We start from the raw sequence: 12,482 nt of genomic DNA, 5'->3' as shown, positions 1-12,482 counted from the left end.
CGCTGTAACCGAAACCTCGCTATGTTGAAACAGACCGATTTCTCCCTGCCGCCCATTCCCCGGCGAACCACCAATGCGGAGGACAATGTCCTGCCGCTGATCAATGTGGTGTTTCTGTTGCTGATCTTTTTTATGGTCAGCGGCACCCTGATCCAGGAACCACCGTTTGCCGTGACCCCTGCCACCACCCGTCACGCTGAGGCACTGGACAGCCAGCCGGAATACCTGGCCATTGGTGCCGATGGGCGCTTGGCCTGGATGGGCGAGGCCATAGAGCCGGCCGGATTGGCGGAACGTCTTGCCCAGCGCGAGCAGCCTGAGGCTCCCTTGCAGGTGCGCGCTGATCGCCGACTGGAAGCCCGCGTCCTGACCGAACTGTTGGCCGAGTTGCGTGCCGGCGGTGTTGCCCAGATTCAACTACTGACTGAAAGCGAATGATTCAACAACCGCGACCCGTCCACTGGCTGTTGGCCCTATCCCTGGCGTTTGCTGTGCACACCCTGGCCATGGTGCGTCTGGATTCAGACCGGGAAACCGTGCACCGCGCGGAAGATCCCGGGGCCCAGTCGATCACCATCGCGCTGGCACCGCCACCCAAGCCAGCTCAGCCGACGCCGGCCCCCGAGCCCGAACCTCAGCCGCAGCCGGAACCTGAGCCCGAGCCTATGGAATCCCCGGTCAAAACGCCGGAACCCGAGGAGGAGCCAGAACCACAACCGGAGCCGGAACCAGAACCCGAGCCGGAGCCTGAACCCGAGGTTCAACCCGAGCCGGAACAGACCGTCGAGACGGACGAGTCGACCGAGTCCGCTGATGAGCACAGCGATCAGGAGGCCAAACGCACCGCGGATCGGCAGCAGGCCGGTGCGACGGGCGGCATTCAGGATGCGCCGCCGGATTACCGCACCCAGGTCAGCGCCTGGTTGGAACGCCACAAAGAGTATCCCATGAGGGCCCGCCGCAAAGCCGAGCAGGGCATGGCCATGGTGTCATTCACCTTTGACCGGGACGGCAACATCCTCGATTACGAACTGATGCGTCCGACCGGGCACAACAGCCTGGACGAAGCGGTTGAAGAAATGCTCGAAAAGGCCAACCCCTTGCCCAAGATGCCCGATGACATTGCCCAGAGCCGCATGACCTGGACGCTGCCGGTGTACTTCCGACTGAATTGACCGACGGTATCTTCACCGGACACTGTCAGCCTGAATCCATGTCGAAATAGACAAACTACGTCCTGAGGAAAACCATGAACCACATCATGAATGTTGCGCCGACTATGGGCTCTGTGGCTCGCCAGCCTCGCGTCATAGTCCCGCTGTTGGCCGGTGCGCTGAGCGCGCTACTTTTACTGGGTTGCAACAATACCGGACCTAAACAAAATCAACCCGTCGCCCAAACGGAAATCGATCGGCAAACCGCGTTTCGTGTGCGCTCGGAGTTCGGCTTGCCGCTGAATGACGATGGTGGTTGGGCCAGCGACTCCAACGAGCCGGCCACCGTGTTCGCCGATGAGCCCTTCCGGATTCGCTTTGAAGTCGAAGCCGCCGAAGCGGATAACACCAGGCGTCGTTACCGGCTTGACGTACGCCGCAATAATGGCGAGTGGGAGCCCCTGGGGGCCGAAAATTTCCCGCAGCCCGCCAAAGTGTACGAACTCGATTTCGAGCGCCAGCCCAGTGACGCGATGGACGAGCTCTGGCACCTCATCAGCGGCGACGCCTCGGCGCTGTCCTGGACAGCGAATGGCGATGAAGGACACCTGACGCTTCAGTCTGACGACTTGGCACTGTTGGCCCTGGGGCGCTATGAAACCCATTGGGAGCCTCTGGAGTTTGCGGTTGATCTGCGCCTGCCAGAGGTGGATGCCCAGGCAGGCGTCGTGTTCGGTTATGAGGATGCTGAAAACTATTTGCGCGTGGACGTAAAAGCCGGTGACGCCGTGCAGGTGGTCCGCGTCAGTGAAGGTAGGGAGTCCACACTCGCCACTCACCCGTTCGACATCAAACCCGGACAGTGGTTTGAGCTGAAACTGATCCTGGCGGGCCAGAACCTGATCGTGGAATACCATGATGAGGCACTGGTCTTTACGGAAAACCTCAAACGGGACATTCCCCCTTCCGTCGCCGGACTGTATGTGCCGCAAGGAGGTCGGGCGGACGTGCGGGCCTTGGTGGTGGAAGGCCAACCTCGCTCGCCTCGCACCAGTATTATGGCCAGCGCATCGTTCGGGCACGGTGCCCCAACCCGGGATCTGTTGAGCGTCTCCCTGCTACCGTTCACCGGTGGTGCCGGCGTCAGCTTCGCGGATCGTACACCGGTCTGGTCACCTGAGGGCGGGCACAGTGAATGGGAATTTCCCATCGTGATTCGCCGCTTTTCCGACGAAGCCGCCCTCAACGAGTCCGGTGACCGTTTCGAGTATCGGCTGGTGGATCAGACGGGAGAGCCACTGGCGTCGGAGGCGCTGGCCTCGGTAACGCTTGAAGTCGCCGATGGTCACCTGGGAGGTACCTTTGTGGAAACGCCCATGCGCATCGGCCCCTGGGAGGCGAGCAATGGCGATCTTTACTTTCTGATGGAACCGGCGGAAACCTGGAATGCCCTGATGACTGTCAAGTCCACCAATGGTGGAGAGAGCTGGTACGAAGTGGATGGCGCACACCGACCCAAAACCGGCGACCTGGAAGGCTTCGCCTCGGTTCGGGTGGACGACATGATCCATATGCTGCACCAGACCTCCGATCATGTGTTCTATCACGTGTTCCGCACCTCAGATCACCCCGAGCAACCGGATACCTGGACCATTCGGGACGAACGACTGGCCTCCCCCGAAGAGCCACCTACCCAGGTGGCCGATATGGCGGTGCGCTCCGATGGTAGCGTGGTGGCGGTATACGGTGGCCCCGATAAAATTCACTCCCGCACCCGCTCACCCGAGGGTGACTGGAGCGAGGAAACCGTGATTGATGCCGACACCGGTCCGGCTCTGTCAGGCCCGGCGCTGGTGCTCGGCAAGCATGGTGTGGTGCACCTGGCTTACACCGGCGATGACGGCAGGGCGTTCTACCGTCAATTACTACCCAATGATGAACTGACCGAGCGGCAAATCATTGCTGAGGGACTCGGCACCGATAGTGAAGATATCGGCTCCATTCTGCCCCTGGTGTATCAGCCGGAGTCCGAAACGGTCGTGATGATTTATCGGCGGGCGGACGGCTATCTCTGGGAGCGGCGGCTCGACGCCAAGGGCAACTGGAGTGACCCGGTTCAGGTGAGCGACCGCACCGTGGTCCAGAACGCCGTCGACGCTGATCAGACCGGGGCGGACGCCATCGCCTATGGCAACAGTGTTCAGGTGCTGTTTATTGAGGAGAATACCGGTCACCTCTACCATACAGAACGCCAGGCTGAAGGCGAGTGGAGCGAAGCCCGGTTGCTCGTCGATCATGAACCGGTGCAGTGGGTACGCGGTGCGCTGGTCAAGCAGGCCGACGCCACAGCGGTTTATGGTTACGTCTACGATGGCGGCGCCGATGGTGGCTCGGGCAAGAACCGCTATCGCGAGCTGCTGCTCAAGGCGCGTTGAAGCCCAGAGGAATCGTCCGGGGTGTGAACCACCCCGGCTGCAGGGATGGCAAGGGAGTGCTATCATCAAGCTCATTGACCCAAGAATAAGGAGCCTGTCATGAGCGAACCCCTGTACTCCGAACACCCCGCCATGTTCAAGAACAACCCCATCGGTTTTATTGTCAGCCTGTTGCTGATTCCAGTGTTCGGGGTCGGCTTGTTGATCCTGCTCTGGTGGTACCTGCAGTGCAAGGGCTCACTGCTGACGGTGAAAGAACACGACATCCTGTACGAACAGGGGCTGCTCAGTAAAAACCGGGCCGAGTTCAGTATTTCGGGCATCCGCACCGTTCGGGTCAATCAGAGCTTTTTCAATCGTATTTTTGGTGTTGGCACCATCCAGATTTTTACCGCCGGCGACCAACCGGAAATCGAAGCCAAGGGCATGCCTGACCCCAACCGGGTGCGTGAATTGATCAAGGCCCGCCAGAACGGAGGCGCCCGGTAATGGTGGGGGAAGAAGATCGCAAGGATAAAAACGAATCCCGCAAGATCGCCATTGTCCTGGTGTCGCTGGTGGTGTTGGTGGGCGTGGCGGCGATGTTGTTGTTGCCCTCCCTGGCCGAGTTCTCCGCAGCTTATCTCGAACCCGGCATGGGGCTGAGAACCGCCGCCATTGTCTCCTTCTTCGTCACCGTCGTGCTGTTTCTGGTGTTCGCTGTGGCTTCCGGCGACGGCCTGTTGGGGGAGTTGCAGTTTATGCTGCTGGGCTTCTTCCTGTTTTTTGTGATTTTTTGGCTGATGATCGCCTGGATTTTTTGATCCTCTGCTTCAAGCTCATTCAGTGGGCATAACCGAACACCGCGACAAAGTGACAGAGGGTGCCACCCAGAACGAACAGGTGCCAGACGAAGTGGGCGAATTTGACCTTCGAGTCCAGCACATAGAACACCACGCCCAGCGTATAAGATGCGCCACCCGCCACTAACCAGGCGATGCCGGCGGCCGGCACCTCGCGGGTCAGCGGGTGCATGGCCACCAACACCATCCAGCCCATGACCAGATACAGCCCCACCGAGAGTACCGGGTGGTGCAGCTTCCTCAGGCTCTTCATCAACACCCCAAAAGCCGCCAGCGCCCAGATGATGCCAAACAGCGTCCAACCCCAGGGGCCGCTAAGAGCGCCTAGGGTAAAAGGGGTATAAGTGCCGGCAATCAGCAGGTAAATGGCCGAGTGGTCGATGTCCTTGCAAATCCGTTTGGCCTGTCCATGCGGTAGCATGTGGTACACGGAGGAGGCCAGGTACAGCACGATCATGGTCGCGCAGAAGATACTGACGCCCACCACAAAGGCCGGGTCGTCCAGACGAATGGCCCGGGCCACCATGAAGGGGGTGGCAATAATGGCCGCAATCAGGCCGATCCCGTGGCTGATGGTATTGGCGGCTTCTTCGCCCACCGTCTGCAAGCGGCCCTTCAGAGCCTGAGTGGCTGTGTTCATCAAGTGCTCCCGACGTTTAATCTTAACTAGCATAACCGACGCATACTGGTCCGGCTAATGATACTATGCGCACTTTTTTGGTGCATAAGGACAGTTTGGTGTCTATTTCCTCTCTCTGGCGAGAAATTCTTGCCTATCTTGGCATTGAGCGCAACCGGACCCGTCACAGCGAAAAGCTGCTCTCGGCACTGGGTGCCTTCGTGGGCATTCTGGCGGTCTATGGCTTCTCCCACTGGTATCTGGCCGACGTCGGTGCCCTGTTGATGCTCGCCTCCATGGGCGCCTCGGCGGTATTGCTGTTTGCCGTGCCGCACGGGGCATTGTCCCAACCCTGGGCGGTCATTGGCGGCCACCTGGTCTCGGCCGTTGTTGGAGTCAGCTGCCAAAAGCTGTTCCCCGGTACGCTCTGGACGCCGGCTCTGGCCGTTGGGCTGGCGGTGGCCGCCATGCATTACCTGCGCTGTATTCATCCGCCAGGTGGTGCCACCGCCCTGGTGGCGGTCATCGGTGGGGCCAGTGTACATTCCATGGGTTACCACTATGTGATCACCCCGGTGGCCCTGAATGCGCTCACGCTGGTGGCCACGGCCGTCGTGTTCAACAGCTTTTTTGCCTGGCGTCGCTATCCGGCGCACTGGAGCCTCCGCCTGGATCACACCAAACACGCGCCGCCCAAAGTCGGCTCCATCACCCTCAGTCAGGAAGACCTGGCGGCCGCCATGGAGCAGCTGAATTCTTACGTCGACATCACGACGGAAGAGCTGGTGGAGCTGACGCAGCTGGCACGCGAACACGCCGAGCAACAGGTTGAGCACCCGCAGCGAATTGATGCCGGTCGTTTCTACAGCAACGGCGAGTTGGGCAATCGCTGGTGCGTGAGGCAGGTCGTCGATGCGGCGGATGCCGCGGAGCAGCGTCGGGATCAGGTGATCTATAAAAACGTCGCCGGTGCCAACGCCTACGAGACCGGGATTTGCCAGCGGGAAGAATTCCGGCAGTGGGCACGCTTCGAGGTAGTGGAATCCGGCGGAAGGTGGGTTAAGCTGGGCGGTAGTTGATCAACAAGACGGGAGTCTGTGCATGCGGTTGGCCATTCTGGATGCGGATATTCTGAGAGAGGCGTTGCAGCCTAAGTACCACAGCTACGGCCGAATGTTTGAGGCGCTGTTCGAGCGTCAGCAGCTCGACTGGGAGATGGACATTTTCAGGGTCATTGAGGGCGACTACCCGCCGGACATGAACCGGTATGATGCCTACCTGATCACCGGCAGCCAGTACGATGCCTTTTCCGATGAGCCCTGGATTCGCCGACTGCGCAAGTATGTCCGGGCGCTGTTCGAGGCGGGTAAACCGATGGTGGGTGTCTGTTTTGGCCACCAACTGCTGGCGCACGCTCTGGGTGGAGAGGCCGGGCGCGCGGGCGCCGGTTGGGGCCTGGGGGTGATGACCTATCCGTTGCTGACCAAGCCACCCTTCGTGGATGACATCGAATCGCTCTCGTTGATCATCAGCCATCGCGACCAGGTGATCCGCTTACCGCCCGACGCCGAACGCCTGCTCAGTAACGACTTCTGCCCGAACGCGGCCTTCTATATCCCCGGTCGGGTTCTGGCCATTCAGGGCCATCCGGAATTCAGCGTGGACTATGCTCAGGCCCTGTTGCAGTACCGCAAACAGGAGTTGACGCCAGACCACCTGGCTCGGGTGCTCGACAGCTACTCGGTTCCTCACCAGGGCGAGCGTGTCGGCCAGTGGATGCGCCGGTTCCTTGAGCAGGCCGTCGCCTGATCAGTGCTCGGCCCGCCCGGTCTGCATGTACTGACAGATGTGCTCGGCCAGGCTGGTGCCCGCCTCGTTCATCGTCAGGTACGTCCGGTTGGCGCCAGCGGCATCAATGCGGTTGGCCTCATCCTCGTACAGACTGTGGGACACGATGTAGCCTTCAAAGCCATTGCTGCGTAGCTTTCTGGCGGAAATGATCTTCGCTTCCGAGTCGCTCATGCTCAGTACCACCGCCTTGATCTGGGTCATGTCCAGCCCCTGCCAGAAGGCCTGATCCTCAGCGTCGGCGAACAGAATATTGCGTCCCGCCTTACGGTGTTTGTCCACCTTGCCGGGGTCCGAGTCCAGGGCAATCAATTTATAGCCCTGCTTCTGCAGGCGTTCGTAGGCGGCGGCACCGGTGCGGCCCATACCCATCACCACCACCTCGGCATCACCCAGGGAGATCGGCTGCTCGTCCGGATGCCAGCTATCCCGTTCCAGCTTCTGCAGGCGGTTGGCCAGCTTCTCGTAGAGCGGGTGGGCGATGTGGTTGAGCGGTGCCGAGAGCACAAAGGAAAACGCCAGGGTAATGGCAATCGGTACCAGCCACTCCGGCAGTGCAACACTGGCGACAATCAGACCAAACTCGCTGTAGTTACTCAGGCTCAGACCAGTCAGAAAGGCGCTGCGGGCGCGGAGCTTGAAAGCCAGCAGCAACACGAAGAACAGCAGCCCCTTGAGGGGCAGCACCAGCGTCATGATGGCGGCAAAAATCAGCATGTCGGCGTCAGGTAACCCCTCCATGCCGATCTGTAGAAAGAAACCTACCAGAAACAGTTCTTTGACGCTCCAGAGCGAGTTGGACAGCTCGGTCGCGCGCGGGTGATTGGCCAGCAGGGCGCCAAAGGCCAGCGCTCCCAGTTCGGAGCTGAGTCCCACAGACTCGAACCCCTGGCCACCTACGGCCAGTGCCAACAGCAAGCCCAGCAACATCAGCAACTCGTCGTGGCCACTCATGTCGAGCAGGCGATAGAACACCGGACGCAACAGCGGCAGAGCGAAAATCAGCAGCGCCCACCAGGACGGCGTCTCACCGTTGGCAAAGGCCATGACCACCAGGGCGATCAGGTCCTGCACAATCAGAATGCCGATGGCCACCCGTCCGTGAAAGGCGCGCAACTCTCGCTTGCTGTCGAGCACCTTGGCCGCCAGCACGGTGCTGGAGAAGGCCAGCGCCACCGCCAGCATGCCAGCGGTGTAGGGCGAGATATCCATAAACAGATAAAACGCCGGGGCGAGCACCAGACAGGACACGGTAAAATGCAGCAGCCCGCCGCCGATCACCTCCGGGCGCACCAGGTTGCGCAAGCGCAACTTCAAGCCCACTGTAAACAGCAGCAACAGCACACCCAGGTGGGCGATATGATCCAGTATTTCACCATTCTCTTCGGGGAGGTTCAGTGCCGGGGCGACCGCACTGATGGCAAAGCCGGCGGCCAGGTAGCCGATCAGGTTGGGCAGGCCCATCCGGTGAACCAGAAATCCCAGGGTGAAGGCAAATGCGATCCAGACGGCTTCCAGCATGAAAAGCTCCGATGGTGAAACAAGGGGTCCAGTATACGGGTGGCTAGTATATCTGACCAACGCCAATAAAAAAGCCGTCGCCCGGACTCGGACGGCGGCTCAAGCGAGATGGTCAATGAGGGATGGCCGGTCACTCACCCCGGTGCATCATCAGTAAGTGCAGGCGTCCGGGTCGTTTGCCACAAAATAGGACTTGTAGTTGCTGGCACTGTCGTCCATGCAGCCCTTCAGGTTGAGCAGGCGCACCGAGCGGAATTCGATAGGGGCGCTTTCCGCCTGCAGTGCGATATAGCCCTCGTGCAGTAGCGTACCGTCATCCAGTTGCATGCCGCTGTACCGGATGACCTCTTCACCTTCCACCCGGTGAATCGCCAGGTCATTGCCGTGCACTTCCACTTCAGCGGTGACCCACTGATCGCCGTGATAGGTCTTGCTGGTCGACTCGATGATGTGATCCTCGCGCAGCTCGCCCTCATAAACCGCATGAGTACCCGGCGTTACCAGATTGGAGGTGTGGCGCTCATCGGTGCCGTTGCCACCGAGCAGTTGCACCTCCATGCAGGCGGGGTAGCCCTGGTCGATTGCCATTTCATAAGGGGATTGGGCGTGATACATGATGCCGTTGTTGCGAATGGCCCACTCTGGCGCACCGGCGACCTGTTCGCCCACAAAGCGGTATTCCACCTCGATGCGGTAGTGGGAGAAGGGCTCCTTGTAAAAAATGTGGCCCCAGCGACCGTTCAGTTCATCGTACTGGTCATAACTGACCACGATCTTGCCGTCCTCCAGGCGGAAGGTGTTCAGGGTGTTTTCGCCCGGAGGAGAGCCGGCAATCTTGATGATCCAGTCGTCCAGATCCTGACCGTTGAACAGGTCGATCCATTCTTCCCGGTCGGCGTGATTGGGGGTGTTGGGCTGACTGTTACAGCCGGTCATGACCACAGTGGCCAATCCGATATAGAGCAGGGGTCGGGTCCAGCGCATTGGGGAGTGCCTCGTTTGTTTATGATTTATCGTACTGGGTGGGAATGATGCCAAATTTATTATGTAAAAACAAAGTTGCTATATAAAAAAGGCCGGTGAACGAATTCACCGACCAAGGTGTTACGTCCCCATCCCTGGGCAGGAGGTCTCAGCATCGCACCGCGTTAAAAGGAGCCGCGAATACCAAAGGTATAGGTGGCGCCGGGGTAGAAGGCGTCAAAGGTAATGCCTTCGTACTGATGCCAGGTGCCGACCGGTTCGTCGGTGATGTTGTAGGCATCGAAGGTGATGGTCAGGTTCTGCTCTTCAAGCACCGGTAGGCGATAGCTGCCGGAGAAGTCCACCTGGGAGCGGTCCATGGACTTGAGCTCGAACCCATTGGTGTACCCGGACACCGATCCATCCTGATGGTAGTAGGTCATACGAGCCTGCAGACGGTCGGTTTCGTAGAAGGCGGTGAAGTTGTAGGTCCAGTCGGAAATGCCGGTCACAATGGCATCCTCGTCACTGGCGCTCTGGTTAATGTGGGTGGCACTGGTGTCAAAGCCCAGGCCTTCCACAATAAAGTCGAGCGGCATTACCCAGATGGCTTCATAGCCAGATAGCGTGGTATAGCCATCCACATTACTGCGGGTACTCACCTGAGTCGTACACACGGTCGGGCCGCCACACTCGGCCAGTGCCTGCTCCCGGTCCTCGCCGATGTTGTTGATGTCCATGCCGTAGTTGGGCAGGTCCAGCCAGTCCACGGTCAGGGTGTCGGAGCGGGTGAACCCGGTCACTTCCTTGATGAAGTGAGTGAAACCGACATAGCCGGTATTTTCAAAATACCATTCACCGCCAATGTCGAAGTTGGTGGCTTCGAACGGTGTCAGGAAGGGGTTGCCGGCACGCACCGATTCGATACCGGAGCTGCCCCAGGCTGAGTTGGGGAACATGTCCGCCGGGTTAGCGCGGGTCAGGCTGCGCGAACCGCTCATGCGCACTTTGATATCGTCCCGCAGGTCGTACACCATACTGAACGAGGGCAACACTTTGCTGTAATCCGCCTTGGTTTCGCTCTGGTCGGTGCTCACCGTCTGTTCGGTATCCACCCAGCGAATACCGGCGTTGATGCGCAGCGGCCGATTATTCACCTGCTGCTCAACGTTGCCTTCCACATACAGGCCCAGCATTTCTTCACTGATGTTACCGACGGTCTGGCCGAACTGGTCGCCGCTGGTTTTGATCGGCTCGAAGTCATTGTAGTTTGTGGCCTCCTTGATGCGCGCCCAGTCCACCTGGGCGATACCGGAGTACCCGTTATAGCCGCTGATGTTGCTGCCCAGGTCGTCAACCAGTGATGGGCCGAGGTAGTCAGAGAAATTCAGGTCAGCATCGGAGCCGTCCACAAAATTTTCCTGAAACTCCTGCGTGCCGCCCCAGGCGTCCATGTTGCTGGAATTCTCATCCCAGGCCAGGCCGAACTTGATGCCGCTGACGTCGGCATCTTCGCCCCAGGCGAAGTCCGCATGGAAACCGTTGGTTTCGGTTACCCGGCGGTTGCGCTGGATACGGAACCGGTCGCCGAACTTCTCGTTGTCCTGAATGACGCCGTCTTCGTTCTGGTCAAACTCCTGTTGCCAGGTCCAGCCAATATCGGGGCTGGCCGGGTCGAGACTGAAGTTGAACGAGGGCAGAGTGCCGGACACGGTGTACTGCATGGTCGCACCGGGGGACATATACAGCACATAAGGCTCATCGCGATCGAATTCTGACTTGGTATAGCTCGCCGAGATGTCGGCCTTGAAGTCATCGCTGATCTGCCAGGCCATGCTGGGCATGAAACTGACAAAGTTCAGGTCTTCGGTGTACTGATGCGAGCCTACCCAGATGTGGGCGTTGTAAAAGGTTGCGTCGGTGACATAACCGTTCTCAACCTTGACATCTTCGGGGATGATGGCCGCCCCTTGATGCAGGTAGTTGCGCCGTCCCCACAGCATGGCTTCGGTACGGGTGAAGTCACGATCAGCCTGGGCATACATGGTGTCCAGAACGAACTCCATATCGTCATTGGGACGGAACTCCAGCGAGAGCAAGCCGGTCACCCGGTCGCGGTCGCCCACGGCGGTCATCGGACGGCCGAGATAGGGCAGCAGGGCGGTGTCCAGTGTCTCGGCGTCCAGACCAGAGGTGGCTACCGGATCGACCGGGTCACCCACTGCCACGCCGTCTTTGGCCGCCGCGTAGTCCGGTGTGGCTTCAGGGCTCCAGAAAAAGTGGTTGAAGCCTTCGCTGCCTTCGACACAGGCCGAGTTGGTGCGCTCGGGGTTACTCCACTCGGCCACACAGCCGTCGGTGTAGAGCGCAACCGCTTCATAGCCGTCCACCCGGGAGCTTTTCTGCTCACCGGCCAGACCAAACAGCACGCCAAACTGTTCGTTGGAGTTGCTGTACATGAACGAATACTTGGGGCTGACATCCTCGCTCAGCTCGCTGTAGGCCCCTTCCAGGGAGTAACTGAAATGCTGGCCATCAAAGTCGGAAGGGCGCGCCGTGCGCATGTTCACATAACCGGACACCCCGCCTTCGAGCTGGCCGGCCGTTGCGGTTTTGGATACCGCCAGGCTGCTGAACAGCTCGGTGGGGAACAGGTCCAGGTCCACTTCGCGGTTGCGGTTACCGGAGGTCAGGCTGCCGGTAGAGGCCACCGCCATGGCATTGCCGTTGAGGGCAATTTTGGTAAAGCTCGGTCCCAGACCCCGCACGGAAATCTGCTGGCCTTCACCGGTCACTTCACGGTTGATCTTAACGCCGGGAATTCGGGCCAGGGACTCGGCCAGGTTCTGGCTGGGCATGTTGCCGATATCATCGGCGAAAATCACATCCGAGAATCCGTTGGAGTCCCGTTTGGCGTTGGTCGAGTTGAGCAGTGATCCGCGGTAGCCCGTGACGACCACCTCTTCAAGGCCGGTGGTGGCCGGGGCGGCCTCTTCATTGGCCTCCTGAGCCTGAGCAAAACTGGCGGCACCGATGGCAAGGCCCAGCAAACCCAGTTTGCTGAGGCGGAAGGTTGGGGTTTTCATGATGAACAATCTCC

11 protein-coding genes are annotated in these 12,482 nt (G+C 59.7%); 7 read left to right on the top strand and 4 right to left on the bottom strand.

What is annotated here, in order from left to right; translation table 11 throughout:
• The first annotated feature begins 21 nt into the window (after positions 1 to 21).
• From N645_RS0108450 to N645_RS0108425, 5 genes are all read left to right on the top strand, one after another.
• Positions 22 to 438 carry a biopolymer transporter ExbD gene (locus N645_RS0108450; protein WP_024461072.1) on the top strand — a complete coding sequence of 139 codons (417 nt, stop codon included), beginning with the start codon at positions 22 to 24 and terminating at the stop codon, positions 436 to 438.
• The gene (locus tag N645_RS16810) at positions 435 to 1,175 is read left to right on the top strand and encodes an energy transducer TonB (protein WP_036160705.1); all 741 of its coding nucleotides are present in this window, start codon (positions 435 to 437) and stop codon (positions 1,173 to 1,175) included. Before N645_RS0108450 ends, N645_RS16810 begins: the two co-directional genes overlap by 4 nt.
• Before the next feature lie 74 nt (positions 1,176 to 1,249).
• Positions 1,250 to 3,589, top strand: coding sequence for a hypothetical protein (locus tag N645_RS17435; protein WP_024461069.1), 2,340 nt, complete (start codon positions 1,250 to 1,252; stop codon positions 3,587 to 3,589).
• 99 nt (positions 3,590 to 3,688) lie between these two features.
• Positions 3,689 to 4,078, top strand: coding sequence for a PH domain-containing protein (locus tag N645_RS0108430; RefSeq protein ID WP_024461068.1), 390 nt, complete (start codon positions 3,689 to 3,691; stop codon positions 4,076 to 4,078).
• Positions 4,078 to 4,392: a hypothetical protein gene (locus N645_RS0108425; protein WP_036160702.1), complete on the top strand. Its 315-nt coding sequence runs from the start codon at positions 4,078 to 4,080 to the stop codon at positions 4,390 to 4,392. The genes N645_RS0108430 and N645_RS0108425 overlap by 1 nt, the downstream gene beginning before the upstream one ends.
• 19 nt (positions 4,393 to 4,411) lie before the next feature.
• Here the strand turns inward: N645_RS0108425 and N645_RS0108420 are convergent, their stop codons facing one another.
• Positions 4,412 to 5,071 carry a hemolysin III family protein gene (locus tag N645_RS0108420; protein WP_024461066.1) on the bottom strand — a complete coding sequence of 220 codons (660 nt, stop codon included), beginning with the start codon at positions 5,069 to 5,071 and terminating at the stop codon, positions 4,412 to 4,414.
• Between the two features lie 98 nt (positions 5,072 to 5,169).
• Between N645_RS0108420 and N645_RS0108415 the strand changes: the two genes are divergently transcribed.
• Both N645_RS0108415 and N645_RS0108410 read left to right on the top strand, forming a co-directional pair.
• A complete protein-coding gene (locus N645_RS0108415) occupies positions 5,170 to 6,129 on the top strand; it encodes an HPP family protein (protein ID WP_024461065.1) in 960 nt (319 codons plus the stop codon).
• A 22-nt stretch (positions 6,130 to 6,151) separates the two neighbouring features.
• Complete coding sequence (locus tag N645_RS0108410) at positions 6,152 to 6,859, top strand: hypothetical protein (protein ID WP_051174378.1); 708 nt, start codon at positions 6,152 to 6,154, stop codon at positions 6,857 to 6,859.
• Here N645_RS0108410 and N645_RS0108405 read toward each other — a convergent pair whose 3' ends face one another.
• The 3 genes from N645_RS0108405 to N645_RS0108395 all read right to left on the bottom strand — a co-directional run bounded on the left by N645_RS0108405 (position 6,860) and on the right by N645_RS0108395 (position 12,468).
• Positions 6,860 to 8,419 carry a cation:proton antiporter family protein gene (locus N645_RS0108405; protein WP_024461063.1) on the bottom strand — a complete coding sequence of 520 codons (1,560 nt, stop codon included), beginning with the start codon at positions 8,417 to 8,419 and terminating at the stop codon, positions 6,860 to 6,862.
• 150 nt (positions 8,420 to 8,569) lie between these two features.
• Positions 8,570 to 9,403, bottom strand: coding sequence for a DUF1080 domain-containing protein (locus N645_RS0108400; RefSeq protein ID WP_024461062.1), 834 nt, complete (start codon positions 9,401 to 9,403; stop codon positions 8,570 to 8,572).
• A gap of 164 nt (positions 9,404 to 9,567) precedes the next feature.
• Positions 9,568 to 12,468, bottom strand: a complete 2,901-nt coding sequence (locus tag N645_RS0108395; RefSeq protein ID WP_024461061.1) for a TonB-dependent receptor — start codon at positions 12,466 to 12,468, stop codon at positions 9,568 to 9,570.
• Positions 12,469 to 12,482 lie beyond the last annotated feature (14 nt).

It is taken from the genome of Marinimicrobium sp. LS-A18 (assembly GCF_000463525.1).
Classification (GTDB): Bacteria; Pseudomonadota; Gammaproteobacteria; order Pseudomonadales; family Cellvibrionaceae; genus Marinimicrobium; species Marinimicrobium koreense.
Note: the sequence above shows the minus strand (reverse complement) of the source record. Positions and strands in the feature narration are given on the sequence as shown.

Excerpts from the sequence above, each read along its gene's own strand:
- N645_RS16810 (WP_036160705.1), top strand. The coding sequence starts at position 435 with ATGATTCAACAACCGCGACCCGTCCACTGGCTGTTGGCCCTATCCCTG.
- N645_RS0108420 (WP_024461066.1), bottom strand. The coding sequence starts at position 5,071 with ATGAACACAGCCACTCAGGCTCTGAAGGGCCGCTTGCAGACGGTGGGC.
- N645_RS17435 (WP_024461069.1), top strand. The coding sequence starts at position 1,250 with ATGAACCACATCATGAATGTTGCGCCGACTATGGGCTCTGTGGCTCGC.
- N645_RS0108425 (WP_036160702.1), top strand. The coding sequence starts at position 4,078 with ATGGTGGGGGAAGAAGATCGCAAGGATAAAAACGAATCCCGCAAGATC.
- N645_RS0108400 (WP_024461062.1), bottom strand. The coding sequence starts at position 9,403 with ATGCGCTGGACCCGACCCCTGCTCTATATCGGATTGGCCACTGTGGTC.
- N645_RS0108410 (WP_051174378.1), top strand. The coding sequence starts at position 6,152 with ATGCGGTTGGCCATTCTGGATGCGGATATTCTGAGAGAGGCGTTGCAG.
- N645_RS0108395 (WP_024461061.1), bottom strand. The coding sequence starts at position 12,468 with ATGAAAACCCCAACCTTCCGCCTCAGCAAACTGGGTTTGCTGGGCCTT.
- N645_RS0108405 (WP_024461063.1), bottom strand. The coding sequence starts at position 8,419 with ATGCTGGAAGCCGTCTGGATCGCATTTGCCTTCACCCTGGGATTTCTG.
- N645_RS0108450 (WP_024461072.1), top strand. The coding sequence starts at position 22 with ATGTTGAAACAGACCGATTTCTCCCTGCCGCCCATTCCCCGGCGAACC.
- N645_RS0108430 (WP_024461068.1), top strand. The coding sequence starts at position 3,689 with ATGAGCGAACCCCTGTACTCCGAACACCCCGCCATGTTCAAGAACAAC.